27 protein-coding genes are annotated in these 23,110 nt (G+C 62.0%); 8 read left to right on the top strand and 19 right to left on the bottom strand.

The annotated features are described in order from the left end of the window. Window positions 1-206 precede the first annotated feature (206 nt). Window positions 207-1,205 carry a D-glycero-beta-D-manno-heptose-7-phosphate kinase gene (gene rfaE1, locus G452_RS0109470; protein ID WP_022662020.1) on the bottom strand — a complete coding sequence of 333 codons (999 nt, stop codon included), beginning with the start codon at window positions 1,203-1,205 and terminating at the stop codon, window positions 207-209. A 134-nt stretch (window positions 1,206-1,339) separates the two neighbouring features. Continuing rightward, window positions 1,340-2,251, bottom strand: coding sequence for a ParB/RepB/Spo0J family partition protein (locus tag G452_RS0109465; protein WP_027189144.1), 912 nt, complete (start codon window positions 2,249-2,251; stop codon window positions 1,340-1,342). Between the two features lie 95 nt (window positions 2,252-2,346). Here G452_RS0109465 and G452_RS0109460 point away from each other — a divergent pair, with 95 nt between their 5' ends. Then, complete coding sequence (locus G452_RS0109460; protein ID WP_022662018.1) at window positions 2,347-2,790, top strand: hypothetical protein; 444 nt, start codon at window positions 2,347-2,349, stop codon at window positions 2,788-2,790. A gap of 89 nt (window positions 2,791-2,879) precedes the next feature. Here the strand turns inward: G452_RS0109460 and G452_RS0109450 are convergent, their stop codons facing one another. From G452_RS0109450 to G452_RS0109425, 6 genes are all read right to left on the bottom strand, one after another. After that, window positions 2,880-3,653: a ParA family protein gene (locus tag G452_RS0109450; protein ID WP_022662017.1), complete on the bottom strand. Its 774-nt coding sequence runs from the start codon at window positions 3,651-3,653 to the stop codon at window positions 2,880-2,882. A gap of 227 nt (window positions 3,654-3,880) precedes the next feature. After that, the gene (locus G452_RS0109445; protein WP_027189143.1) at window positions 3,881-4,888 is read right to left on the bottom strand and encodes an NAD-dependent epimerase; all 1,008 of its coding nucleotides are present in this window, start codon (window positions 4,886-4,888) and stop codon (window positions 3,881-3,883) included. 80 nt (window positions 4,889-4,968) lie between these two features. Beyond that, window positions 4,969-5,481, bottom strand: coding sequence for a hypothetical protein (locus G452_RS0109440; protein WP_022662015.1), 513 nt, complete (start codon window positions 5,479-5,481; stop codon window positions 4,969-4,971). Between the two features lie 248 nt (window positions 5,482-5,729). Further along, a complete protein-coding gene (coaBC, locus tag G452_RS0109435; protein ID WP_022662014.1) occupies window positions 5,730-6,947 on the bottom strand; it encodes a bifunctional phosphopantothenoylcysteine decarboxylase/phosphopantothenate--cysteine ligase CoaBC in 1,218 nt (405 codons plus the stop codon). A 10-nt stretch (window positions 6,948-6,957) separates the two neighbouring features. After that, window positions 6,958-7,467 carry a hypothetical protein gene (locus G452_RS18790; protein ID WP_051142030.1) on the bottom strand — a complete coding sequence of 170 codons (510 nt, stop codon included), beginning with the start codon at window positions 7,465-7,467 and terminating at the stop codon, window positions 6,958-6,960. A 101-nt stretch (window positions 7,468-7,568) separates the two neighbouring features. Beyond that, entirely contained in the window at window positions 7,569-8,246 is a 678-nt protein-coding gene (locus G452_RS0109425; RefSeq protein ID WP_022662011.1) for a helix-turn-helix domain-containing protein, read from the bottom strand. Window positions 8,247-8,361: 115 nt separating this feature from the next. Between G452_RS0109425 and queA the strand changes: the two genes are divergently transcribed. The 6 genes from queA to aroE all read left to right on the top strand — a co-directional run bounded on the left by queA (window position 8,362) and on the right by aroE (window position 13,059). Next, on the top strand, window positions 8,362-9,441 hold the full coding sequence (queA, locus tag G452_RS0109420) for a tRNA preQ1(34) S-adenosylmethionine ribosyltransferase-isomerase QueA (RefSeq protein ID WP_022662010.1): 1,080 nt from the start codon (window positions 8,362-8,364) through the stop codon (window positions 9,439-9,441). Window positions 9,442-9,461: 20 nt separating this feature from the next. Further along, on the top strand, window positions 9,462-9,698 hold the full coding sequence (locus G452_RS0109415) for a 4Fe-4S binding protein (protein WP_022662009.1): 237 nt from the start codon (window positions 9,462-9,464) through the stop codon (window positions 9,696-9,698). Then, window positions 9,698-10,756: a 3-methyl-2-oxobutanoate dehydrogenase subunit VorB gene (locus tag G452_RS0109410; protein WP_022662008.1), complete on the top strand. Its 1,059-nt coding sequence runs from the start codon at window positions 9,698-9,700 to the stop codon at window positions 10,754-10,756. The genes G452_RS0109415 and G452_RS0109410 overlap by 1 nt, the downstream gene beginning before the upstream one ends. Continuing rightward, window positions 10,757-11,527, top strand: a complete 771-nt coding sequence (locus G452_RS0109405; protein WP_022662007.1) for a thiamine pyrophosphate-dependent enzyme — start codon at window positions 10,757-10,759, stop codon at window positions 11,525-11,527. Further along, window positions 11,527-12,072 (top strand): 2-oxoacid:acceptor oxidoreductase family protein, encoded by a 546-nt coding sequence (locus G452_RS0109400; protein WP_022662006.1) that lies wholly within the window; start codon window positions 11,527-11,529, stop codon window positions 12,070-12,072. Before G452_RS0109405 ends, G452_RS0109400 begins: the two co-directional genes overlap by 1 nt. Window positions 12,073-12,249: 177 nt before the next feature. Beyond that, entirely contained in the window at window positions 12,250-13,059 is an 810-nt protein-coding gene (gene aroE, locus G452_RS0109395; RefSeq protein ID WP_022662005.1) for a shikimate dehydrogenase, read from the top strand. Window positions 13,060-13,130: 71 nt separating this feature from the next. Here aroE and G452_RS0109390 read toward each other — a convergent pair whose 3' ends face one another. Next, the gene (locus G452_RS0109390) at window positions 13,131-14,765 is read right to left on the bottom strand and encodes a LysM peptidoglycan-binding domain-containing protein (RefSeq protein WP_235619609.1); all 1,635 of its coding nucleotides are present in this window, start codon (window positions 14,763-14,765) and stop codon (window positions 13,131-13,133) included. 182 nt (window positions 14,766-14,947) lie between these two features. On the opposite strand from G452_RS0109390, the gene G452_RS18785 reads away from it, so the two are divergent. Further along, on the top strand, window positions 14,948-15,796 hold the full coding sequence (locus tag G452_RS18785; protein WP_022662003.1) for a TrmH family RNA methyltransferase: 849 nt from the start codon (window positions 14,948-14,950) through the stop codon (window positions 15,794-15,796). Window positions 15,797-15,870: 74 nt separating this feature from the next. Here the strand turns inward: G452_RS18785 and fliQ are convergent, their stop codons facing one another. From fliQ to era, 10 genes are all read right to left on the bottom strand, one after another. Further along, on the bottom strand, window positions 15,871-16,140 hold the full coding sequence (fliQ, locus tag G452_RS0109380; RefSeq protein WP_022662002.1) for a flagellar biosynthesis protein FliQ: 270 nt from the start codon (window positions 16,138-16,140) through the stop codon (window positions 15,871-15,873). 31 nt (window positions 16,141-16,171) lie between these two features. Continuing rightward, complete coding sequence (gene fliP / locus G452_RS0109375; RefSeq protein WP_051142029.1) at window positions 16,172-16,960, bottom strand: flagellar type III secretion system pore protein FliP; 789 nt, start codon at window positions 16,958-16,960, stop codon at window positions 16,172-16,174. Beyond that, window positions 16,896-17,561: a flagellar biosynthetic protein FliO gene (fliO, locus tag G452_RS21465; protein ID WP_155887627.1), complete on the bottom strand. Its 666-nt coding sequence runs from the start codon at window positions 17,559-17,561 to the stop codon at window positions 16,896-16,898. The genes fliP and fliO overlap by 65 nt, the downstream gene beginning before the upstream one ends. Continuing rightward, window positions 17,554-18,090, bottom strand: coding sequence for a flagellar motor switch protein FliN (gene fliN / locus G452_RS0109365; RefSeq protein ID WP_022661999.1), 537 nt, complete (start codon window positions 18,088-18,090; stop codon window positions 17,554-17,556). The genes fliO and fliN overlap by 8 nt, the downstream gene beginning before the upstream one ends. Window positions 18,091-18,199: 109 nt before the next feature. After that, the gene (locus tag G452_RS0109360) at window positions 18,200-18,703 is read right to left on the bottom strand and encodes a flagellar basal body-associated FliL family protein (protein ID WP_022661998.1); all 504 of its coding nucleotides are present in this window, start codon (window positions 18,701-18,703) and stop codon (window positions 18,200-18,202) included. Between the two features lie 75 nt (window positions 18,704-18,778). Then, window positions 18,779-19,504 (bottom strand): OmpA/MotB family protein, encoded by a 726-nt coding sequence (locus G452_RS0109355; RefSeq protein WP_022661997.1) that lies wholly within the window; start codon window positions 19,502-19,504, stop codon window positions 18,779-18,781. Next, window positions 19,501-20,370, bottom strand: coding sequence for an OmpA/MotB family protein (locus G452_RS0109350; protein WP_022661996.1), 870 nt, complete (start codon window positions 20,368-20,370; stop codon window positions 19,501-19,503). Before G452_RS0109350 ends, G452_RS0109355 begins: the two co-directional genes overlap by 4 nt. Window positions 20,371-20,394: 24 nt before the next feature. Then, window positions 20,395-21,156, bottom strand: a complete 762-nt coding sequence (locus G452_RS0109345) for a motility protein A (protein ID WP_022661995.1) — start codon at window positions 21,154-21,156, stop codon at window positions 20,395-20,397. A gap of 27 nt (window positions 21,157-21,183) precedes the next feature. Further along, on the bottom strand, window positions 21,184-21,885 hold the full coding sequence (locus tag G452_RS0109340) for a YggS family pyridoxal phosphate-dependent enzyme (RefSeq protein ID WP_022661994.1): 702 nt from the start codon (window positions 21,883-21,885) through the stop codon (window positions 21,184-21,186). A 69-nt stretch (window positions 21,886-21,954) separates the two neighbouring features. Then, on the bottom strand, window positions 21,955-22,866 hold the full coding sequence (gene era, locus G452_RS0109335; protein ID WP_022661993.1) for a GTPase Era: 912 nt from the start codon (window positions 22,864-22,866) through the stop codon (window positions 21,955-21,957). Between the last annotated feature and the right edge of the window lie 244 nt (window positions 22,867-23,110).

The raw sequence follows: 23,110 nt of genomic DNA, 5'->3' as shown, positions 1-23,110 counted from the left end.
GTTCACCTTCATGCCACTCTACGTCATTGCGGGCGCGTGCGTAAAGCATCCGCCGACGTTCTGCCGTACAATGCCCTTCGCCCCTGGATGAGAAAAAGCCCCGGAAAGGGGCTTTCCTCTTTCCGGGGGGTACAGCGAATGATCCGCAATGCTCCGCGAAGACAACCGCAAACGAAGACATGTGCGAATATCATATTTTACTGCGGCTAGTTATGCCACGTCGATATATCCGGCTCCGGGAGGTTTCTCGCCGCTTCCACAAGCTCATCCAAGGTGGCGACGGCAGCGCCGATCTGACCCACAACGATCCCAGCGGCGTAGTTCGCAAAGACGCAGGACGTGAGCAGGTCGAGATCACTGGCGAGTCCGAGAGCCAGGGTCGCGATGACCGTGTCTCCCGCGCCGGTAACATCGAAGACTTTCCGGGCGAATGTCGGAATGTGATACACCTTGTCCCTGGTATCGAACAGCGCCATGCCCTGCCCGCCAAGGGTGATCAGCAGATGCTTGCAGCTCAGGCGGTCGAAGATCGCCTGACCGGCCGCGATGATCTCTTCGCGGCTGTTCACGGGAAGATGCGCGCCCTCGCTCGCTTCCTTGGCATTCGGGGTGAGCAGATCAACCCCGCCATAGAGATCATAGTTCCGGGTTTTCGGGTCCACGAGAATCATGGGCCGCTGCGGAAGAGCCGCGATCAGGGCATTGAATCTAGTCATAAACTCCCTGGATAGCAGCCCTTTGCCGTAATCGGAAAGGATGATCACCTTGCGTCCCGGAAGTTCGTCGCGGATCATCTTCAGGAGGACATCGTAATCAGCGGGATCAAGCGGATCAGTGTGTTCCTTGTCCACCCTGACCACCTGCTGATTATGTGCAATGATCCTGGTTTTTACCGTGGTCGGGCGCGTGGGAATCCTGTGAACGCGCAGGTTGATGTTTGCCTGGTCGCAGTGTCCGCCAAGGCAGATGGCGTGCTCGTCCTCGCCGGCCACGGTGATCAGGGTCGGCAGACCGCCCAGGGCGGCGATGTTCCGGGCCACGTTGCCCGCTCCGCCAAGGAGGGATTCCTCACGAGTGACCGCCACCACTGGCACGGGGGCCTCCGGTGAAATGCGGTCCACGGTCCCGATGAGATAATGGTCCAGCATCAAATCGCCGATGATCAGCACATCATGCCCGGCGAGCTGGGGAATGCGTTCTTTCATCACGGAAAAAATATCCTCATACGCTTACGCAACAATTCGTATGACCGCGCGCGCGACGTTTGCGCCGTATCTGCCCTGGTCATGTCGTGAACACGCCTGTGGCGGCCGTGATCAGCCTTCCCGAAAAGCAAGGCTCAGCGGACGCCGAGCAGTTCCGCCAGTTCGTGCAGGTCTTCCAAGGAGGAGAACGGCACGGTCAACTTTCCCTGGGTCGCGTCTCCGGAAATGGAAACCTTGCGCGAAAGCGCCTTGCTGAGTTCCCGCTGGACCTCGACGATTTCAGGATTGACCTCCCGCGTCCCGCTCTGTGGGCGCTTCTTCGGCCTTTCATCCAGCCGCTCCAGCGCCTCCGCGTCCGGAAGGGAGCCATGCTCCTTCCAGTAGGAAGCCTGGGCCTCGGCCTGTCGAACCGAAAGCCCCTCGCCGAGGATGCGCTCGTGCAGTTTGGCTGCGGTTTCGGCATCCGCCACGGCCATGAGCGCCCTGCCGTGGCCGGCGGTCATGCGGCCCTGCTTGATGTCGTCCTGCACGGGCTGGGCAAGGTTGAGCAGGCGCATGGAGTTGGCCAGGGCCGAGCGGCTCTTGCCCACGCTCTTGGCCAGGTCTTCCTGGCTGAGGCCGAACTGCTCCATGAGCTGCTTGTAGCCGAGCGCCTCTTCAATGGCGTTGAGATCCTCCCGCTGAAGGTTCTCGATGAGCGCGATGGCCAGGCTTTCCTGGTCGTTCATTTCCCGCACGAGCGCGGGAATTTCCCGAAGGCCTGCCATCTTGGAAGCCCGCAGACGGCGTTCGCCGGCGACCAGCTCGAACTGTCCTGCCGTGAGGGGCCGGACGAGAATGGGCTGCAAGACGCCCTGGGTTTTGATGCTGGCAGACAAATCCGCGAGTCCCTGCTCGGAGAATTCCATGCGGGGCTGGTGCGGATTGGGCCGGATGGAATGAATGGGAAGCTGCCTCACCTCGGCCGGATTGACCGGCTCGTCGCGGTTTGCGCCGCCCAAGAGGGCGTCCAGACCGCGACCAAGTCCCCTCGAACCTGTAGACATGCTCATCTCCTGTTTTTCTTCGCGCATCCCGGCCTTGCCGCCCCGGATGGAGGTGTATATATTCCCGCCACCAATACATGAAGGAGCAAATACGCATGAGCCAGGAACACGTTATTGAAATCTTCGACAAGGAAGGCAACAGTCTCGGCGCGATCATCGACGCCGAAGCCTGGCCGGCCATCAAACCTATCCTTGCGCGCGAGTTCGGCCTTTTCAGCAAGCAGGGTCCGGAAGCGAAACCCGAACCCATGCAGGACTGGGAATATCTCCTGCAATACTGGGACTTCCCCTACCCGCCGGACTACGACGTGGCCTGCGGACACTGCGGCCAGCAGACCGAAAACTGGTCCAAGGACGATCCCAGGCTGTTCCGCCTGCGCGCCGCCAGCCTTTCGGGCCTGGTCACGTTCATCTGCCAGAAATGCAACGCGCGCATCATCAAGAAGCACTTCAAGAACGAAATCCTCACCGAGACGCATCCCTACCTCGACGACAAGGACGCCCTCAAGGAAGCGCGTTACAACACGTCCGCGAAGTAATCCCGCATCTGATCATGGGCGGCCTTCGGGCCGCCCATATCCTTCAAGAATCCCTTCACACGCATGGCTTGCTTCCGTCCCCGCCGCAGCTAGGCCACGGCAGTCTGGCTGTTTTCCACTTCCTGGGCCAGTTGCAGGTACGCCTCGGCTCCCTTGGACTTGATGTCGTAGGTGATTACGGATTTGCCGAAGCTGGGAGCCTCGGACAGGCGCACATTGCGGGGGATGATCGATTCGAAGAGGTGCTGCGGGAACGCCCGGCGAACCTCATTCTTGACCTGCCAGGAGAGCCTGTTGCGCGAATCGTACATGGTCAGCACCACGCCAAGAATCGCAAGGTCCGGATTGAGGCGTTTGCGCACGAGCTCGTAGGTCATCAAGAGCTGCGCAATGCCCTCCAGAGCGTAATACTCGCACTGAAGAGGGACAAGCAGCTCGCGGGCCGCGCACAACGCGTTCACGGTCAGGATGCCGAGCGAAGGCGGGCAGTCGAGCAGGATATAGTCATAATCATCATCCAGAGGCGCAATCAGGTCGCGCACGTAATATTCGCGACCAATCTTGTCGGCGAGTTCGACTTCAGCGCCGGCCATGTCCGGGGTTCCCGGAAGCAGAGAAAGAAAAGGAATCTCCGTCTGGCAAATGGCATTGCGCACGTTCTCAGGATTGAAAAGCGACGTATAGATGTTCTCGCGCTGATCGCTGGGATAAAAGCCGAGGCCGCTGGACGCGTTGCCCTGAGGATCGCAATCCACGATCAAGACTTTCTTTTCCATGACGGCAAGGCAAGCGCCAAGGTTCACTGCGGTCGTGGTCTTACCGACACCGCCCTTCTGGTTTGCCATGACAATGATTCTAGCCACTCTGATACCCCCTGAATTAGGCCGTTCGGCTCCTGAAGCTTCCCGTTGATGGACAGCCCGGCTTACCATTTTGACCATGTTTCACGTGAAACAATTCGGTTGACGGGTTCCATGCGTGAACGTTTCACGTGAAACATACATTCGCATGTGAGAAGGTAGTAAGACGGATGGGGGGAGAAAGCAAGACCAGGAGGGCGGGAAACCGCCCTCCTGCGAAAGAAAAGATGTTACATCTTGAAATAGGAGCGATACCACTCCACAAAACGGGCGATTCCGACCTCGATGGAGGTGCTCGGCTGGAAGTCAACGTCCCGCACCAAGTCGTCCACATCGGCCCAGGTGGCGGGAACATCACCGGGCTGCATGGGCAGGAGGTTGCGCTCCGCCTTCTTGCCAAGCTGTTTTTCAAGCTCTTCGATGTATTTGTTCAGCTCAACCTTGTTGTTGTTGCCGATGTTATAGATCTGGTAAGGCTTGGGGCTCGTGGCCGGGTCCGGATTGTTCCCGTCCCAGTCGGGGTTCCCTTGCGGGATGTGAAACATGACGCGCGCGACGCCTTCGACAATATCATCTACATAAGTAAAGTCGCGCTCCATCTTACCGTAGTTGAATACGTTGATGGGCTCGCCTGCGAGGATGGCTTTCGTGAAGAGGAACAGCGCCATGTCCGGGCGGCCCCAGGGACCGTAAACAGTGAAGAACCGAAGGCCCGTGGTCGGCAGGTCGAAAAGGTTGCTGTAGGAATGGGCCATCATCTCATTGGATTTCTTGCTGGCCGCATACAAGCTCATGGGATGATCGACCGCGTCATGCGTGCTCAGCGGCATCTTCGTATTCATTCCGTAAACGGAGCTGGAAGAGGCGTAGCAAAGATGCTTGACCTTGTTATGGCGGCAGCCTTCCAGAATGTTGAAAAAGCCGACGATGTTGGAATCGACGTAGCTGCGCGGGTTTTCAATGCTGTAGCGCACTCCGGCCTGAGCCGCGAGGTTGACCACGATGTCGAAGCCCTCTTCCTGAAACAGCCGTTCCATGGCGGGCGCGTCGGCAAGGTTGATGCGGGCGTGGCGGAAATCAGGGTTCTTCTGAAGAATCGCCAGCCGGGCCAGCTTGAGGTTCACATCATAATAGTCGTTGAGAATATCCAGGCCAACGACGCTGTGACCCTGTCCCAGCAGTTTGCGGGAAAGATGAAAGCCTATGAATCCGGCGGCGCCAGTGACGAGTATCTTCATGAACATATCCTTTCAGGGGTTGATCGAATCGGACTCATACTTCAGGCCCGCCCGATGCGCAAGAGCGACTCGGAAACGATTTAGAACGAGAGCTGCTTGACGATCTGCAAGGCGATCAGGCGCTCGTGGGGCAGCATGGGCAGAAGCTCCGCCAGGGTGGGAAGCGTATAGAGCGTGACCTCCCCGACCCGGACTCCGGTTGCATGCGCGGGCGCGTCCGGCGCCACCAGCGGCAGCACGTCCGGCCCGAAGATGGCGACATGCCGGGTTCCGAGCCTGTCCACGCCGCGCCAGAACATGTCCACGTTCGGTACGCAGTCCTCTCCTGCAAGCTCGCTCATGGGCCAAAAGGCGATGGTCCCCTTGGGCCACCGGAAATAGTAGATCAGGGACTGCAAAAGCTTGCCGATTTCCGGATCAGGACGTCCGCCCATGTGCGCGCCGAGATCGTAGTAAGTCCAGACGATCTTGGGGTCGTGCGGCGTCTTCAGCCAGAGGGATCGCCATGGTTCAGGCCAGTTCGTATAATCGTCGGACTGCGCCGGACCGGAATCCGGAGAGGTATCCGCAGCAGCAGCGCCCTGCGGAACCATGCCCCCGCCTGCATCGGCTGCGGGGCGGGATATGCTTGGGGTCGGGGACTCTTGCGGGGCGGCTGGGATGCGAGAAGATTCCGCCGCGTGTGCGGTCGTCGCCGCCGGGGATCCGGCGGCCGAGTCGGAACCGGGCGCGGAAGCATCCGCAGGTGCTGTTGGTCCGGCCTGTCCCGCATCGCCCGCAGGGCTTTTCAGAACATAGTGCAGCCCGGCTTCATGCCAGGCGCGCAGCTGTTCCGGTATGTTCAGATTTCGGCCAGGTGATCCCATATCCGCCACGCGACTTCCGATTTATCCAAAGAGGGCCACTCTTCCCTGCGTCCGGTGCGATCAAGGACGAGCACGCTGTTGGTCCTGCTGCCGAATCCGGAACCATGCGCGTTCACGGGATTCGCCACGATAAGATCAAGATTCTTGCGCTCCAGCTTGGCCGCGGCATTGGCGCGCAAGTCGTCCGTTTCCGCGGCAAAGCCGATCAGGCGTTGATCACGGCGCTTGGACGCGCCCAGACCGGCAAGAATATCGGGGTTGGAATCGAACGCGACCGTCAATCCCCCCTCGCCGATGACGTCCTTCTTCATCTTGGTCTCGCCGAAGGGACGAGGCCGGAAATCCGCCACCGCAGCCGTGCAGCAGGCAATGTCCATATCGGGCCAAAGATCGGAAACCGCAGCGTGCATCTCCCTGGCGGAAGTCACGTCCGTGCGCGCGACCCCGTCCGGAAGCTGCAACGAGCATGGACCGGCAACCACGTGCACCTGGGCGCCGCGCAGCCAGGCCGCCGTGGCAAGGCAGGCTCCCATGCGTCCGGTGGAGGGGTTGGACCAGAAGCGCACCGCGTCGAATTTCTCGCGGGTGGGGCCGAGAGTGAGCAGCACACGAACACCGGAAAGATCCTGCGGAGAGAGCAGACGGCACACATGGCCTAAAATCGCCGCCACAGGGGCCAGACGGCCGTTTCCAACATCGCCGCAGGCTACCTTCCCGGAACCGGGAAAAACCAGCTCTACGCCCCTGTCACGAAGACGGGCCACGTTTTCCTTGGTGGCCGGGGCTTCCCACATGGCGGGGTTCATGGCCGGGGCCAAAAGCAAGGGACCGGCATGGGCGAGCACCTGGCAGGAGAGCATGTCGTCTGCCAGACCGCAGGCGAACTTGGCCAGGCTGTTCGCCGTGCAGGGAGCCACGGCCAGAACGTCGGCCGCCCTGCCCGGCCCGAGGTGGGCATAGGGGTCGTCCCCGTCCGCGAACATGGCCCCGTAGACAGGGTCCGCGCCGAGCGCGGCAAAGGAAAGCGGAGTCACGAATTTCGCGGCCGCATCCGTGAGCGTGGCCGAAACGGAAACGTTGCAGTCCAGAAGGCCGCGCACAAGGTCGATCGCCTTGTACGCGGCCACGCTTCCGGTCACGCCGAGATGGACCCGCTTACCCAGATATCCGCGAAAGAGCAGATCGGTGTCCATGGGTTCGCGCCTATTGCGGCAGATCCTGGCCCATGGGCGCGGAGCCGGAGAACGACCCGGCAGCGGCGTCCTTGAACTCGATGGCGAAGATGGTGACCTTGGTCTTGAAACCGTCCTCGATCTGGATCGTGCAGCTCTTGTTGGCCTTTTCAAAGGCCAGGACGGACTTTTCGGCCTTGAGGGAGAACTTCTTGCGCCAGTTGTCCTTGGCCATGTTGTTCACGAAGAAGTTGAACACGTCCTCGGCCACGACGCGGCCGGAGAAAATGCGGAATCCCGCGAGAAAACGGGGATCGTCAAAGACATACTTCTCGTCGTCGATGGGTTCCAGCTCGCGCGGCACGAGAATGTCGTTGAAATCGTAATAGAAATTCGGGTTGTCATACGTTTCCTGGTAGGCCGTGGCCAAGGGCTGCGACTGTGTGTCCTCGCCCGTGGGCTCGGTGCCGGTGGACTTGGTGGCACAGCCGGCCGCGAAAACGATGAGCAAAAGCAGCAAAGGAAGAAGAGCTTTACGCATGGCGATACTCCTGGGCGAAAAGGGTTCTTCGGCGCGAGCGCCGATGGATGGTCTGTTACAACAGAGGCCGAACAACCGCAAACAATGGAGAGAGGGCCGAATCAGTCCTCTTCCCGCATACGGTCTATCTTGGACTGGAAAAACTTTTCCATCTCGCGGCGATCCTTGCGCAGCCGGATCAGTTCGGATTCCAGTATCTGAAGCTTGGCCTTGATGTCGGAGGTATCGAAGGAAAGATTCAAAGCCATTTCTTCCAGCTCGGAATCCTTTTTGGCCAGCAGGGCGGTTCGCTCTTCCAGGACGCTGGTGTCCAGGGCGGCAGGTGCAGGCGCAGGAAGCTGGCGAAGCCGCTTCTGGCTGCGGGAAAGAAGCACGAAGGCGGTCTTCAGTTTTTGAATGTCTTCGCGCTGCCGTTCGATCATGGTTTTCTGGTCCGCGATGATCTGAAGGCATTGCCCGAACTTGTCCATGACTTCCTTGAAGGAGTTCGCAAAATCGCCTCCCATGCCGATGGCGGGTATGTCCGCCTGGTCCGGGGCGAGTTCCGCGGAGCGGGAATACTCCTGCTTGAGGGCGTCCTCGATCTCGCCGGTGACGTGGCCCTCCTGGTAGAGGCTGGAAATGGTCTCGAAGATGCGCACGGCATCCTCGGAATATTTCATGACCCTTCCGACCTTGCGGCTGGGCAGGAAATCACGGAACAGCGAAGCGTAGCGCCGCGCCGTAGGCGCGGGTATCCGGGTTATTTTGGCTACTTCCGCCACGGACAACCAGTTCATGCCACAAGTATGTATCAGGATTATGAGGGGAATCAAGTAAAGAAGCTGTCCGGAAAGCCGCGGCTTGCAAAGTCGTGCCCGGCAAACTAGGATGGCGCGCCGCCAGAGAGGAACAATGCACCCAGACAACGAACTGAAAAGCTACACGTACGAACTGCCGGAAGACCGCATCGCCCAGACTCCTGCCGCCCGCCGCCAGGACTCCAGGCTGCTGCATCTCGACCGCGCGGCCGGGCGCACCAGCCTCGGAATGTTCGCGGACCTTCCCGCGCTGCTGCCGCCGGGCGCCCTGCTCGTGGCAAACAATTCCAAGGTGGTGCCAGCGCGCCTCTTCGGCCAGAAGCCCACCGGGGGCAAGGTCGAATTCCTGCTGCTGACCCCCCTGCCCCTGCTCGACTTCATCGAGGACGCTTCGGGACTGAAAACCGCCGAGGCCTGGGGCCTTTTGCGCGCGTCCAAGGCTCCGAAACCGGGCGAAGCCGTCCAGCTCGGACCGCGCCTTTCCCTGCGGGTGCTGGAGCGGGCCGAATTCGGCCGCTGCCGTGTGGCGCTCTTCTGGCGCGGAAGCATCAAGGAAATCGTCGAATCCGAAGGTCGCATGCCGCTGCCGCCCTATATCCACCGCCAGGCCGGGGACGAGGACGTGAGCCGCTACCAGACGGTCTACGCCCGCGAGGACAAGGCCGGGAGCGTCGCCGCGCCCACAGCCGGGCTCCACTTCACCCCGCAGGTGCGCGAGGCCCTGCTGGCGAAAGGCTGCCGCTGGGCCGAGGTCACGCTCTACGTGGGCTACGGCACCTTCAGCCCGGTGCGGGCCGAAGACATCCGCGAGCACGTCATGCACGAGGAATACATCGAAGTTCCACGTGAAACAGCCGAAGCCGTACGCCTGGCCAAGGCCGAGGGCCGTCCCGTGGTGGCCGTGGGGACCACGAGCGCCCGGAGCCTGGAGGGCATGCACCGCGCCCTGGGCGAAATAGGGCCCTACAAGGGCATGACGGACATCTTCATCAAACCCGGATACGAATTCCAGGTGGTGGATAAACTGCTGACGAATTTCCATTTGCCAGAGTCATCTCTTCTTATTATGGTTTCAGCCCTAGCTGGAAGAGTAACCACCCTCGATGCCTACAGCGAGGCTCTCCGTAACGGATTTCGCTTCTTTTCGTACGGTGACGCCATGCTCATTTCTTGAAGCTGCAACAGGAGGGCAAGATGTCCCGAATCGAAGTATTGGAAGACCGTTGCAAAGGTTGCCTGCTCTGCACCACGGTCTGCCCCGTGCAGATCATCGTGCAGTCCGAGCGGTTCAACCAGAACGGGTACAAGGTCGCCGAAGTGCCGGACGAAGATAAGGACAAGTGCACGGGCTGCACATCCTGCGCGCTGATTTGCCCGGACCTGGCCATCCGCGTGTACAAGACCCCGAAAGCCAAGAAGGGGGAGGACTGATGGCGGACAAGATTTTCATCAAGGGGAACGAGGCAGTGGCGCGCGGCGCGCTGGCCGCGGGCTGCAAATGCTTCTTCGGCTACCCCATCACCCCGCAGAACGACATTCCCGAATTCATGTCCAAGGCCATCGTGGACGCGGGCGGCGAGTTCGTCCAGGCCGAGTCCGAGGTGGCCGCGGCCAACATGCTGCTCGGCGCGGGCGCCACGGGCGTGCGCTCCATGACCTCCTCCTCCTCGCCCGGCATCTCGCTGAAGCAGGAGGCCATTTCCTACATGGCCGGCAGCGGCATTCCCGCCGTGGTCGTGAACATGAACCGCGGCGGCCCGGGACTCGGCGACATCGGCCCGGCCCAGGGCGACTACTACCAGTCCACGCGCGGCGGCGGACACGGCGACTACCGCCTACTCGTCTACGCCCCGGCCACGGGCCAGGAGGCCTACGACCTGACCATCAAGGCCTTTGACATGGCCTTCAAGTACCGCAACCCGGTCATGATCCTGGGCGACGCCATTCTCGGCCAGATGAAGGAGCCCATCGTGCCCTGGCAGCCGGAGCTTCCCGGCGACGAGGAAGGCGCGGAATGGCGTCTGCAAGGCACCGGAGGCCGCGAAAAGAGGCTGATCAAGTCCCTGTTCCTGGAGGAAGGCGCCCTGGCCGGGCAAAACCAGTACCTCCAGGCCAAGTATGAAAAGATGCAGGGCGAGATCGAGTACGAAGCTTTCGAGACGGACGACGCCGACCTGATCGTCTGCGCCTACGGCTCCATCGGCCGCATCGCCAAGAGCGCGGTCCGCAAGCTGCGCAAGGCCGGACACAAGGTCGGACTGTTCCGGCCCATCACGCTCTATCCTTTCCCGGCGGCGCCGCTGCTGGAAATGGCCAAGGCGGGCAAACGCTTTCTCACCGTCGAGCACAACCTCGGCCAGATGGTGGACGACGTCAGGCTTTCCATCCGCACCGTGGCGGATTCGGATTTCTTCGCCATCTACCCCGGCAACCTGCCCACCCCGGACGAATTCGAGGAACCCATCCTCAAGAGCCTGGAGGGGAAATAAATGACCGACATGAATGAAAAACTGGTCTTCGAAAGACCGGAATCCGTGGTGGACCGCGCCACGCACTACTGCCCCGGCTGCCACCACGGCGTAGCCCATCGGCTCGTGGGCGAGCTTCTGGACGAGATGAACCTGCGCGAAAAAGCCCTGCTCATCGGCTCCATCGGCTGCTCCGTGTTCCTCTACAACTACCTCGACGTGGACGCCGTGGAAGCCCCGCACGGACGCGCGCCCGCCGTGGCCACGGGCGCCAAGCGCGCCCGCAACGACTGCTTCGTCTTCACCTACCAGGGCGACGGCGACCTCGCTTCCATCGGCATGGCCGAGATCATGCACGCCGCCAACCGCGGCGAGCGCATCGCCGTTGTCTTCGTGAACAACACGGTTTACGGCATGACCGGCGGCCAGATGGCCCCGACCACCCTCGTGGGCCAGAAGACCACCACCTGCCCCGGCGGACGCTGCCGCGACAAGGAAGGCATGCCCATCAAGATGACCGAGATCATCTCCCAGCTGGGCGGCGTGGCCTTTGCCGCGCGCGGCTCCCTGGACAGCGTGAAGAACATCCGCACGGCCAAGAAGTATCTGCGCAAGGCCTTCGAATGCCAGACGAACAACCTCGGCTTCGGATTCGTGGAGCTGCTCTCGGCCTGCCCCACGAACTGGAAAATGACTCCGGTGAAGGCCAACGAACGCATCGGCGAGGAAATGATCCCCTACTTCCCGCTGGGCGTGTACAAGGACGTGACCGAGGAAGGAGGCGCCTGCTGATGGCCAAATATCTCGACGCGATCATCGCCGGATTCGGCGGCCAGGGCGTCATGCTCATCGGCAACCTCCTGGCCTATGCGGGCATGAACCAGGGCCTGAACGTCACCTACATCCCGGTCTACGGCCCGGAAATGCGCGGCGGCACGGCCAACTGCACGGTGGTCCTCTCCAGCGAGGACATCGGCTCGCCCATCATCCATCGGCCCAAAAGCCTGATCGTCATGAACCGCCCTTCCCTGGACAAGTTCCAGTCGCGGCTCCAGGACGGCGGCGTGCAGATCATCAACTCCTCGCTCGTGGACGCGGACCTCGTCGAAGAAGGGCGCGTCAAGACCGTGCTCGTCCCGGCCAACGAGATCGCGGACAAGATCGGCAACACCCGCATGGCCAACATGGTCGCCATCGGCGCGTACCTCCAGGCCACGGGCCTGATTTCGGTCCAGGCCGCCATCGACAGCCTGGAAAACGTGATCTCCCCGCACTACGCCAAGCTGATCCCCATGAACGCGCAGGCCATCGAGGCGGGCGCGGCCCACGTAAGCTGAAGCATAACAACCGAATGACAAGGGCCGGGACGTGCAAGCGTTCCGGCCCTTTTTACGTGGATTCGTCCAGGTGCCGGATTGTTACGATGCGCCGCGCGGCGTTGAGCGCGCTGGATTCCCGTACGGGACTCAGGTATGCAAAGTCAGCTTCGCGATTTCAGACCAGGGAGAGAGAAAATGGATCAGTACGGAATCATCGGCCACCCGCTCGGCCACAGCCTCAGCCCCGTCCTGCACAATTGGGGCTATGCGCAGCATGGCCTGGAAGCCCGCTACGACGCCTGGGACACGCCGCACGAAGCTCTCCCCGCCTTTATCGCGCGCGTGCGCGCAGAGGGCATCCAGGGCGTCAGCGTGACCATTCCCCACAAGCAGGCGGTCATGCCGCTGCTGGACAGGGTTTCCACCAAGGCGCGGGCCGTGGGAGCCGTGAACACCCTGCTCTGGGATCGCGGGCTGCTCAAGGGCACGAACACGGACGTCACGGGCTGCCTGATCCCGCTTCAGGAACTGGGACGAACCCTGCGGACGGGGCTTGTGCTCGGCGCGGGGGGCGCGGCCAGGGCCGCTGTGGCGGCGCTGAACGAACTGGGCCTGGATTGGGTCGGGGTTTCCAACCGGAACCGGGACAAGGCGGACAAGCTCGCCCTGGAATTCGGCGTCGAAGCCGTGGATTGGCAGGAGCGGTACAAGAATCCGCCCGACGTGCTGGTCAACTCCACCCCGCTGGGCATGTCCGGTTCCCTTGAGAACGAGAATCCCTGGCCCATGCGCTCCCTGCCGTCGGAAACCGTGGTCTTCGATCTGGTTTACAATCCCTTGAAGACGAAGCTCCTGCTCCTGGCCGAGCAAAGCGGCTGCACCACGATTTCCGGCCTGGAAATGTTCCTGCATCAGGGACTGAAGCAGTTCAAGCTCTGGACCGGGCTGGACCTGGACGCGGACGCGGCCAGGGAGGTGCTCCTGGCGCGGCTCAACCAGGGCTGAGCCGTTCCGGAGACGAAAAAAGCCGACGGCGAGGGCCGTCGGCTTTTTCATTGTGGCAGTGGAATGGTCCGTTACTGCACGTAGACCTTGAGAACCTGGTTCGCGTAGATCGTGCTCTTGCTGCCCAGCTTGTTCCAGGAGCGGATCTGGTCGATGCTGACCCCGAACTTGCGGGCAATGGCGGAAAGCGTGTCGCCTCGGCGGACCTTGTAGCGCACCAGTTCGGCGTGCATGGTCTCGGCCTGTCCCTTGGACGCGCGCTGGGTGCTGCCCGTGGCGTCGGGGATGTAGAGACGCTGGCCCGACTTGAGGGTGCTGCGCTGGGTCAGTCCGTTGGCCTGCTGGAGCGTGCGCACGCTGACGTTGTAGCGCTTGGAGATGTCCCAGAGAGTGTCGCCGGGCTGGATCACGTAGTTGCTGCGCGACTGCGCGACCTTGCGGGTCTTGGTCCGGCTGCTCGTGCGGTCCGTGTCCTTGTCCGAGGCCGCGGCCACGGCGTCGGCCGATCCCGCTCCGGGAACCATGATCATCTGGCCGGGATGCAGCGTGTTGGAGTTGCGGTTGTTGACCTTCTTCAGGATGGAGATGGGCACGCCGAAACGGCGGGAGATGGCCCACCAGGAGTCGCCGTTGCGGACGCGGTAAGCCTGATATCCCGCGTAGGGCCGGGTGGGCGCGTCCTTGAGGTAGGCGATCATGGCCGGAGCCTTGTCGCTGGGAAGGTGCGCGGTGGTCACGCCCTTGGGCGGGCTGACCTGGCGGCGGTACGCAGGGTTCAGGGCATGGAAATCGCTCCAGCTCATGCCGCCGGCCTTGGCCAGGGCGAGCAGGTCCGTGCCGCCGGGAACCTCGACGTGATCCAGTTCGGGAGCCTCGGCCCAGCTCACGGATTCGAATCCGAGCGCCTCGAGGTTCTGGAAGATCTTGGAAATGGCGATGAACTTGGGAACGTATTGCAGGGTTTCGCGACGCAGGCGCGCCTTGTAGGACAGGCGATTGTTGTTGGCGGCCAGTTCGAAGAAATTGGAAACGTCGAGCGCGTCGATGGCCCGCTTGATCTTGCCTTCGCCCGCGTTGTAGGCCGCGAGGGCCAGGTGCCAGTCGCCGAAGAGGTCGTAGAGATCCTTGAGGTAGCGGGCAGCCGCGTCCGTGGCCAGGTACGGGTCGCGCCGTTCGTCGATCCACCAGTCCACCCGCAGCCCGTACTTGCGGCCCGTGTAGGGCATGAACTGCCAGAGCCCGCCCGCGCCGGCCCAGGAATAAGCCTTGACGTTGTAGCCGCTCTCGGCGAAGGGCAGGAGCACGAGATCCTGCGGGATGCCGTATTTGGTGAAGACCTGGCGCACCATGGGCAGATGCTGCTCGGCGCGCTTGAGCCATTTTTCAAAGGTTCCCCGCGCCCGGTGCGTGAAATACGTGAAGAAATGCTCGACTTCCTTCGTGTTGTGAAGATCGAGATCGAAGAAGATGCCGTTGCGGGAGTAAAAGATGGAACGTTCGCTGGAAGTCAGCTCGCCGCCGTCGGTGGGTTCGGCGCTGAGTTCTGGATCAAGGGGTTCCGCGTCCTCGGTCATGATCAGCGAGGACGGATCCTTGACGGTGTCGACCACCGGGGAAGGGTTCTTCTGGGCGCATGAAACCAGAACCGTGACGATGACCACGATCCACATGGCCCAGGCAAAGCATCTGGCAGCCAAATAAGACAAGGAGACCTCCGCGAAGTGTTGCCGTTCCTAGCTCTGAAGCATATTTTATGCTTGGTGACAAGACAAATCTAGACATTTTCTAAGGGTTGTGCGCATCCCTGGACAAGATGCGGGAGCAGGGTAGAATGGATCGTGAAAAATGGAAAGCAGCCAACATACCGGAATTATTGAATGGAGAAAAAATGCCAGAATCCAAAGCCGGCAGCGGCATGAAAAAAGACCGGGAACCGGGTTCGGATCGGGACCAGAACCGGAATCAGGATTCCAGACAGGAGAACGGCAAGGGCGACAAAAACTTCGTGGCCGGAAGAAAGCCCGTGGCCGAACTGCTCAAGACCGCGCCCGGCCGGGTGGACTACGTCAACCTGCGCAAGGGACGGGTGGACGCCAAGATCGGAGCCATCGTGGACCTTTGCGCGCAGGCGGGGGTTCGCTATAAGTTCGTGGACTCCGCCAGCCTGGACAGGCTCTTCCGGGGTGCGCACCAGGGCGTCGTGGCCCAGGTCGCCGGGCTGGAATACGCGGAAATGGAAACCCTGCTGGACAACGGCCTGGACGCCCCTCTGCCCCTGGTGCTCATCCTCGACAGGGTCCAGGACACGGGCAACGTGGGCGCGCTGGCGCGCACGCTCTACGCCCTGGGCGGCGCGGGCATCGTGGTGCCGCAGCACGAGGGCGCGTACATCGGCGCGGGCGCAATCAAGGCCAGCGCCGGAGCCCTGAACATGCTGCCCGTGGCCAAGGTGGTCAACGTGGCCCGGGCCGTGGACCAATTCGCGGAGCGCGGCTGGATGACGTATTGCGCAGGAGAATCCGAAACGTCTGAAAACGTCTTCGACCCCAAGGTGCGCCTGCATCTGCCCGCCGCGCTGGTGCTCGGCAACGAGGAAAAAGGCGTGCGCCCGGGCGTGGCCAAGGCCTGCGGCAGAACCCTGCACATCCCCTTTGCCAGGAAGTTCGATTCCCTGAACGTCTCTTCGGCCGGGTCCGCGCTGATGACGCTCTTCGCGCTCCAGGCCGCCTCGAAATAAAAGAGATCGGCACCGGATATCGTCCGGTGCCGATTTCATATCTGCCTATAAATGATAGCGATCAGGGCGACGATTCAGCGGATGTAGTTCGGCAGGTTCAGAAAGATGTCTCGGGTGTACGTGACCATCTTGTCCATGATCCAGGGAAAGGAAATGATCAGGGCCAGGAAGATGGCCACGATCTTGGGCACCATGGTCAGGGTCATTTCCTGAATCTGCGTCGCGGCCTGAATGACGCTGACGAGAATGCCCACGATCATCCCGATGCCGAGCATGGGCAGCGAAATGACCAGGGTGACCTCGATGGCCTGTCTGGCGAATCCGACGATGAATTCAGGCGTCATGACGCAGCTCTCCTCTGGTTATGGGGCGACGTCAGCCGAAGGTGTTCACAAGGGAGCCAACAAGCAGGCTCCAGCCGTCCACGAGAATGAACAGAAGGATCTTGAACGGCAGTGAAATCATGGCCGGCGGCAGCATCATCATGCCCATGGAAAGCAGGATCGAGGCCACGACCATGTCCAGGATCAGGAACGGGATGTAGATCAAGAAGCCGATGGTGAAGCCCGTCTTCAGCTCGCTGATGGTGAAGGCGGCCACCAGCATCATGGTGGGCACCTCGTCCTTGTTCTGGGGCCGCTCCATCTTCGTGATGGAGTAGAAAATGGAAAGATCCTTTTCCCGCGTGTGCTTGAAGAGAAATTCGCGCGCGGGAATCTGGGCCTTTTCCAGCGCCTCGTCAAAGCCGATCTCCTCGTTGAGATACGGCTGGAGCGCGGTGTCGTTGATGGCCTTGCCCACGGGCATCATGATCACGACGGTCATGAAGATGGCCAGACTGGCGAGAATCTGGTTCGGGGGCATCTGCTGCGTGCCCATGGCCTGGCGCAGGAAGTGGAAGACGATGATGATCCGCGTGAAGGACGTCATGGTCAGCACGATGGCCGGAGCCATGGACAACACCGTGAGCAGGAAGAGAATCTCCAGCAGGACGGAGACCTTTTCCGGCTCGGCCTGACCCGCGGCAAGCTCCATGGTCAGGGTCGGTATGGTTTGCGCGGCGGCTGGAAAGGCCAGCAAGAGGCCGGCGGTCAGAAGGCTAAGCGCCGTCAGCAGCGTCTTTGCGCTTCTCGGCCAGCTCTTCCGCGAAACGGGTGAAGTCATCTTCGTCCTCGTCCTCGTAACAGCGCCCGGCCGGGGTGTCTGTCTCGGCCAGCAGGTTGATGCGTTGCTCGGTGACGCCGAGTATCAGGTTGCGCTCGTGCACGCGCACGACGCAGACGCTCTGCTTGGGTCCGAGCATGAGCCGCCCGATGAGCCGGGGGTTGTCCGGTCCCTTGGTCCGGGAGACGGATGCCGGGCCGTACCGCCGCAGCAGCCAGACCGCAAGAAAAATCACGCCCAGGATCAGGCAGAGATAGGCCGCCGTGACCAGGGTGGTGCCGAGCAGGGAGTGGCTCGCGTCGATCATGGACCCGGTCGTGGAAGGATCCACCGTGCCCAGCGCGCCGGTGTGCGCCGCAGAGGGGTCCAGAAGCGGCGGGCTCATGCCCGGGAGGGAGCCGGTCGCATTGGCGGCGGGTGCGGCCGCGTGACTCGTCGCTCCAAGGGCCTGCCCCACGCCGGAAGACGCGGCCGAGGCCGGAGGCGCGAGGCTGGTGGCGTTCAGGGCTGCGCTTTCGGCCAGGGCCGAAGTGGCCTGGGAAGCCTGTTCCGCGGCCTGCGTGGCATTGGCCGCGATGACCTGCAATGTGGCGTCAGGCAAGTTGTTTTACCCGTTCGATGGGGCTGATGATGTCCGTCAGCCGGATGCCGAATTTCTCGTTGATGACCACGGCTTCGCCGCGCGCAACGAGCTTGCCGTTGACATAGATTTCCAGCGGTTCGCCCGCGAGCTTGTTCAGCTCCACGACGGACCCCTGGCCGAGCTGGAGCAGCTCGTTGATGAGCAGCTTGGTGCGGCCAAGCTCCGCGGAAACCTCCAGCGGAATGTCCAGGATGAAGTCCAGGTCGCGCCGGGAACCTTCGGGCTTGGGGCCCTTGGCCTGGGCGGTCATGTCGCGGAACTCCGCGTCCTTCATCTGGGTGGAGAGGTATTCCTGCTCCTTTTCCTTCTTCAGCCCGATTTCCTCGGATTCGGCGAGGGCCGCGGCCCATTCGTTGGCCAGCGCGTCGTCCCCGCCCTGGCTCTGGTCGTCGGAGCCGCCCGCATCAAGGGAAGTCTCCTCGTCGCCGCTGTCCCGCAGGGCCTCTTCCCATTCCTGGGCCAACTTATCCTGATCATCCGGGCACATGTCATAAACCTCGTGGTTTGCGCGTGACGAAATATTGACGCCCAGACCGCGACGGCAGGGGCCATGTCGTCACTATGCAAAGACCGTGCACATCCATACTCGCTCGCGGTTACTGGAGGATGTAGACGGTGAAATAAACTTGCAGCACCTTGCCCTCTCCGATGAGCTGATTGATGCGGTCCACGATTTCCTGCTGGAGCTGGATCTGGTTCTTGGGACCGAGCATCTCCTGCGGCTTCTTGCTGCCGAGCAGGATGAGGAGCATGTTCTTGACCTTGATCTGCGCGGCCTCGAACTCGACCACGGCTTCCTTGTCGATCAGCTCCACTTCCAGGCCGAGCTTGATGTAGCGCTTGCCCAGAGGGTCGTTGAGGTTGGCCACGAAAGGCTCGACCGCGGACATCTCGCCCTTGAATCCCGGAGCCGGCGCCTTGGACTGGTCAGCGGGCTGGGACTCCTCCGTGGCGTTGCCGCCCATGCCGATCATCTCCATGATCGTGTCCTTGAAGAAAAAGGCCGCAGCCGCGATGCCCAGGATGAGCACCAGGATGATGATCCATTTGAGCAGGCCTTTCTTTTTTTTCGGCTGATCCAGAGCGGCTTCTTCGGCCAAGGCACACCTCGCAGGTTCTTTCGTTGATCCGTCAGCGGGGAGTTTACAACGAACGGCGGGGATTATCCAGGCCTATCAGGAATAGCTTCCTATGGCCCGGTTCGTGCGGATGAGGATCTCGATGCGGCGGTTCGCGGCGCGGTGTTCGCCGGAATCGTTGGGATACATGGGCTTGGTGTCGCCGTAGGCGGCGATGGAGAACTGTTCGTTCCTGAGCCCGGATTCGATGAAATACGCGAGCACGGACTCGACGCGCTTGGCCGAAAGCTCGAAAAGCTGCTCGCGCGGCGCTTCAGCGTCGTCGGTATGGGCCGAGATGAACACGGGCTCGTTGGCGTAGCCGAGCAGCGGCGTGACCTGGTCCAAGATTTCGCGGGCCGTGTCGTCCAGCTCGTACCCGCCGCGCGGGAACAGGAGCTTGTCCGTAAGCACCAGGGCCACGCCGTCGTCGCGCGCCAGCACCTTGAGATTCTCGTTCAGCGTGGAGCGGGACACGTCGTTCGGCAGGTTCTCGTCCGGATAGAGCAGATCCTTGATGCGCTCGACCTTGTCCAGCACTTCCCACGGCTCGTCGATGAGCTCCAGCACCTCCTGGAGCGCGATGGAAATGCGGCCCGCGCCCTTGGAGTCCATGACGCCGAGGTCCAGCGGCATGACCGTGACGCGGGTGATGAAGCTCTGGTCCATGGAAGACATGGTCAGCAGGAGCACGAAAAAGGTCAGCAGCAGCGTAACCAGGTCCGAGAACGTGACCAGCCAGAGGGCCAGAGGCGCGCAAACGGTCCGCTTTTCGCGCTTCATGGCGCAGTCCCTCCCTCGGGGGGGGTGCCTTCGGGCGCGGGCGGGGCTTCGGGGTCCGTGAGCCGGAATTCGAAGCCGTTTACGTCATAGGTATCCTTGCGGACCTTGGGGTTCATCTCCTGAACCGTCCGGTCCACGGCGCTTGCGCTGTCCGGGGCATTGCGCTTGTCCAGCACGAGATCGACCCGGCGGTTCCTGGCCCTCTCCTCGGGATCGTTGGTATTGTAGAGCGGGCGGAAGCGGCCGAAGCTCTCCATGCGCAGCATGTCCGGATTCATGCCCTGGCCCAGCAGGTAGGAATAGACGGCCAGGGCGCGATTGATGGAGATGCGCCAGGAAAGGTCGGGCACGATGTCCGCGTCGCCGCTGCGATAGTCCGTGCCCAGTTCGTCGCGCAGGCTTCCGGTGTGTCCGGCGATGAGCAGCGGATACTTGAGCTCGAGCAGCACGGGCAGCATGCGGTCGAGCAGTTCGGTGCCCTTGGCGCTCAGGGCGGTTTGCCCCGGAGCGAAGAGCAGCTCCGCGTTGATGGAGAGAATCTGCACGAAGCGGTCGGACTGGAAGTCGAGATCCTTTTCCACGTCCTCCCAGAGCATGGGCTTGAGCGCGGCCAGGTCTTCCTCGTTCTCGATGACGCCGGGATCCACGGTCCGCTTGGTGTCTTTGAGGGTCATGACGTCGTAGCTGGTGTCGAGCCCGAACGCGCCCACGATGGAACCGAGCACCACGAGCTTGCGGCGCTCGTCGATCTTGGACATGGAGACCAGGAGCACGAAAAAGGTCAGCATGAGCGTCATCACGTCCGAGAACGTGATCATCCAGGGAGGCATCTCCTCGCAGGTGATCTTTCTCTTGCGTCTGCCCATGCTCCCTTCCTGGCGTGCAGAGGGCTAGTCGCCCTGCCTGCGGTCCTTGGGGGAAATGTAGCTGTTGAGCTTTTCCTCGATGATGCGGGGGTTTTCGCCCTTGGAGATGGAGAGGATGCCCTCCAGGATCATCTCGCGGATCAGCTGTTCCTGCTTGTGGCGAACCTTGAGCTTGCCCGCCATGGGGTTGAAGACGAGGTTGGAAAGCACCGCGCCGTAGAGGGTTGTCAGCAGGGCCACGGCCATGGCCGGGCCGATGGTGGACGGGTCGGACATGGTCTGGAGCATCTGGACAAGGCCGATGACCGTGCCGATCATGCCCATGGCCGGGGCCAGCGCGCCCATGACGCCGAGCAGCTCCGCGCCCGCGTCGTGGCGCTGTTCGAGGTAGGAAATCTCCGTTTCGAGGATTTCCTGGATCGTCTGCGGCTCCAGGCCGTCCACGGTGAGCTGAAGCCCCTTGCGCAGATAATCGTCGTCGATTTCCTTGATCACCGGCTCCAGCGAGAGGATGCCCTCGCGGCGGGCGCGGTTGGAGAAGTCGAGGAATTGGGCGATGACTTCGCCGGGCGCCTGGATGGAGTGGAAGAACGTGTTCTTCATGACCCCGATGACGCCGAGCATGTAGTTCGTGGGGTAGTTGACCAGACAGGCGCCGATGGTCCCGCCGATGACGATGAGGAAGGACGGGACGGAAATGAAGATCACCAGGCTGGACCCGGTCAGAATGGCTGATACGACCAGACCGAAGGAAAGGACGATGCCGATTACGGTTGCCAGATCCATAGTTCCCGCCCGTTGAAGTCCGTTTGTTCAGAGCCTGGGGCCGAAAATCCGCGTGCCGATGCGAACCAGGGTCGCGCCCTCCAGCACGGCCTGCACGAAGTCGCCGGTCATGCCCATGGAAAGCTCGGGCAGCCGGACCCCGAATCGCCGTTCCAGCCCGTCGCGCAGTTCGCGAAGCCGGGAAAAAACAGGGCGTACCCGCTCCGGCTGGTCGCAGAACCACGGCATCGTCATCAATCCGACGATGCGCAGGTGATCCAGCGCAAGGGCCTCCTCAAGCAGTGCGTCCACATCTTCTTCAAGAATTCCGCACTTCTGGTCCTCACAACAGAGATTCACCTGAAGCATGGCCCGCTGTACCGTGTTCAACTCTCCGGCTTTCTTGTGCAATACGCGAGCCAGCTTGATGGAGTCAACGCTGTGCACAACCGCAAAGCGTCCGGCCACGAATTTGGCCTTGTTGCTTTGCAGCCCGCCGATGAAATGCCATTCCAGGTCGAGGTCCGCCAGGGCGTCCTGCTTGGCGCAGGCCTCCTGCACGTAGTTCTCGCCGAAGACGCGCTGGCCCGCGCGGTGCAGCGCGGCCACGTCCTCGGCGGGATGGTGCTTGGAGACCGCCACCAGCCGCACGTCCGCGGGGTCGCGGCCCGCGGCCCTTGCCGCCGCCGCGATGTCCTCGCGCACGGCGGCGAGATTGTCCGCCAGAATTCGTTCCCGATCAGTGGTCATTGAGCATGGTCCCACGCGAACATACACTCTATCGGCATGTCGCGGCAAAGGTTTATGAACGTCTCGCCCTCACTCGCCGAGGCCGATGGAGCGCAGGAAGCCCGGATGCTCGGTCCAGTCCTCCTTGACCTTGACCCACAGCTCCAGCATGACCTTGCGTTCCAGCATCTCCTCCAGCTCCTCGCGGGCCTGCTGGCCGATGAGCTTGAGGTTCTGGCCGCCCTTGCCGATGATCATGCCCTTGTGGTTCTTGCGCGAGGCATAGATGGCCGCAGCGATGTGGATGGTCGCCCCGGTTTCGTCGAAAAGCTCGATCTCCACGGCCGTGGAGTACGGCAGCTCCTCGCGCAGGGACATGAACAGCTTTTCGCGGATGATCTCCGAGGCCAGAAAGCGCATGGGCACCGTGGAAATCTGGTCTTCCGGGAACATGGCCGGGCCTTCGGGCAGAATGCCCAGCAGCTTGTCCAGCAGCTTGTCCCGGCCCTCGCCCGTTACGGCGGAAAGGGGCAGCAGCTCGAATTCCGGGAACGTCTCGCTGATGCGCTGCATCAACGGCAGGAGCTGGGCCTTGTCCTTGACGCGGTCCACCTTGTTCAGGGCCACGATCACGGGCAGATGGCAGCCGCGCAGCGGCTCGATCATGGGCTCGACCTCCTTCTCAAAGAGGTGCGGCTTTCCCGAATAGAGCGCGGCGTCGAACAGGGCCACGACCACGTCGCAGGAGCCCAGCGCGCTCCAGGCGGAGTCGAGCAGGAAACGGTTCATGCGTCCGCGCAGGCGGTGGATGCCCGGCGTGTCCAGAAACACGATCTGGGCGTCGTCGCGGGAGAGGATGCCGCTGATGCGGTTGCGCGTGGTCTGGGGCTTCGGCGTGACGATGGCCAGCTTCTGCCCGAGAAAGGCGTTCATCAGGGTGGACTTGCCCGCGTTGGGCGGCCCGATCAACGCCACCATGCCGAACTTGTGTTCCTGGGTCATCGCGTCCTCCCGGAGCGGGCGCCGCAGCGGGGCGACGCCGAATATCGATACGTTTTCAATTTTATATCCTTCTGAAAATACATTTTAATTGCCTTACCGAAGGCCGCCGAAAAGCAGCGGGCGCAGCCTCTCCGGCGGCCATGGAAAAGCGCGAAAAAAGGTGCGGGCGCAGCGGAAACGGCCGGAGAAGACCAGACGCGAAACACGCCGGGGGCGCATCCCCGTGGAGCGCCGTCCGCAGCCA

Origin of the sequence: Paucidesulfovibrio longus DSM 6739, from assembly GCF_000420485.1 — a bacterium.
In the GTDB taxonomy this organism is placed as follows: Bacteria; Desulfobacterota; Desulfovibrionia; order Desulfovibrionales; family Desulfovibrionaceae; genus Paucidesulfovibrio; species Paucidesulfovibrio longus.
The sequence above is the reverse complement of the archived record's forward strand: the minus strand, read 5'-3'. Positions and strand labels throughout refer to the sequence as shown.

What these genes read in the sequence shown, in the direction of transcription:
- rfaE1 (WP_022662020.1), bottom strand. Translation starts at nt 1,205, where the DNA reads ATGAAAGAACGCATTCCCCAGCTCGCCGGGCATGATGTGCTGATCATC.
- G452_RS0109465 (WP_027189144.1), bottom strand. Translation starts at nt 2,251, where the DNA reads ATGTCTACAGGTTCGAGGGGACTTGGTCGCGGTCTGGACGCCCTCTTG.
- G452_RS0109460 (WP_022662018.1), top strand. Translation starts at nt 2,347, where the DNA reads ATGAGCCAGGAACACGTTATTGAAATCTTCGACAAGGAAGGCAACAGT.
- G452_RS0109445 (WP_027189143.1), bottom strand. Translation starts at nt 4,888, where the DNA reads ATGAAGATACTCGTCACTGGCGCCGCCGGATTCATAGGCTTTCATCTT.
- G452_RS0109440 (WP_022662015.1), bottom strand. Translation starts at nt 5,481, where the DNA reads ATGGTTCCGCAGGGCGCTGCTGCTGCGGATACCTCTCCGGATTCCGGT.
- coaBC (WP_022662014.1), bottom strand. Translation starts at nt 6,947, where the DNA reads ATGGACACCGATCTGCTCTTTCGCGGATATCTGGGTAAGCGGGTCCAT.
- G452_RS18790 (WP_051142030.1), bottom strand. Translation starts at nt 7,467, where the DNA reads ATGCGTAAAGCTCTTCTTCCTTTGCTGCTTTTGCTCATCGTTTTCGCG.
- G452_RS0109425 (WP_022662011.1), bottom strand. Translation starts at nt 8,246, where the DNA reads ATGAACTGGTTGTCCGTGGCGGAAGTAGCCAAAATAACCCGGATACCC.
- queA (WP_022662010.1), top strand. Translation starts at nt 8,362, where the DNA reads ATGCACCCAGACAACGAACTGAAAAGCTACACGTACGAACTGCCGGAA.
- G452_RS0109415 (WP_022662009.1), top strand. Translation starts at nt 9,462, where the DNA reads ATGTCCCGAATCGAAGTATTGGAAGACCGTTGCAAAGGTTGCCTGCTC.
- G452_RS0109410 (WP_022662008.1), top strand. Translation starts at nt 9,698, where the DNA reads ATGGCGGACAAGATTTTCATCAAGGGGAACGAGGCAGTGGCGCGCGGC.
- G452_RS0109405 (WP_022662007.1), top strand. Translation starts at nt 10,757, where the DNA reads ATGACCGACATGAATGAAAAACTGGTCTTCGAAAGACCGGAATCCGTG.
- G452_RS0109400 (WP_022662006.1), top strand. Translation starts at nt 11,527, where the DNA reads ATGGCCAAATATCTCGACGCGATCATCGCCGGATTCGGCGGCCAGGGC.
- aroE (WP_022662005.1), top strand. Translation starts at nt 12,250, where the DNA reads ATGGATCAGTACGGAATCATCGGCCACCCGCTCGGCCACAGCCTCAGC.
- G452_RS18785 (WP_022662003.1), top strand. Translation starts at nt 14,948, where the DNA reads ATGCCAGAATCCAAAGCCGGCAGCGGCATGAAAAAAGACCGGGAACCG.
- fliQ (WP_022662002.1), bottom strand. Translation starts at nt 16,140, where the DNA reads ATGACGCCTGAATTCATCGTCGGATTCGCCAGACAGGCCATCGAGGTC.
- fliP (WP_051142029.1), bottom strand. Translation starts at nt 16,960, where the DNA reads ATGACTTCACCCGTTTCGCGGAAGAGCTGGCCGAGAAGCGCAAAGACG.
- fliN (WP_022661999.1), bottom strand. Translation starts at nt 18,090, where the DNA reads ATGTGCCCGGATGATCAGGATAAGTTGGCCCAGGAATGGGAAGAGGCC.
- G452_RS0109355 (WP_022661997.1), bottom strand. Translation starts at nt 19,504, where the DNA reads ATGAAGCGCGAAAAGCGGACCGTTTGCGCGCCTCTGGCCCTCTGGCTG.
- G452_RS0109350 (WP_022661996.1), bottom strand. Translation starts at nt 20,370, where the DNA reads ATGGGCAGACGCAAGAGAAAGATCACCTGCGAGGAGATGCCTCCCTGG.
- G452_RS0109345 (WP_022661995.1), bottom strand. Translation starts at nt 21,156, where the DNA reads ATGGATCTGGCAACCGTAATCGGCATCGTCCTTTCCTTCGGTCTGGTC.
- G452_RS0109340 (WP_022661994.1), bottom strand. Translation starts at nt 21,885, where the DNA reads ATGACCACTGATCGGGAACGAATTCTGGCGGACAATCTCGCCGCCGTG.
- era (WP_022661993.1), bottom strand. Translation starts at nt 22,866, where the DNA reads ATGACCCAGGAACACAAGTTCGGCATGGTGGCGTTGATCGGGCCGCCC.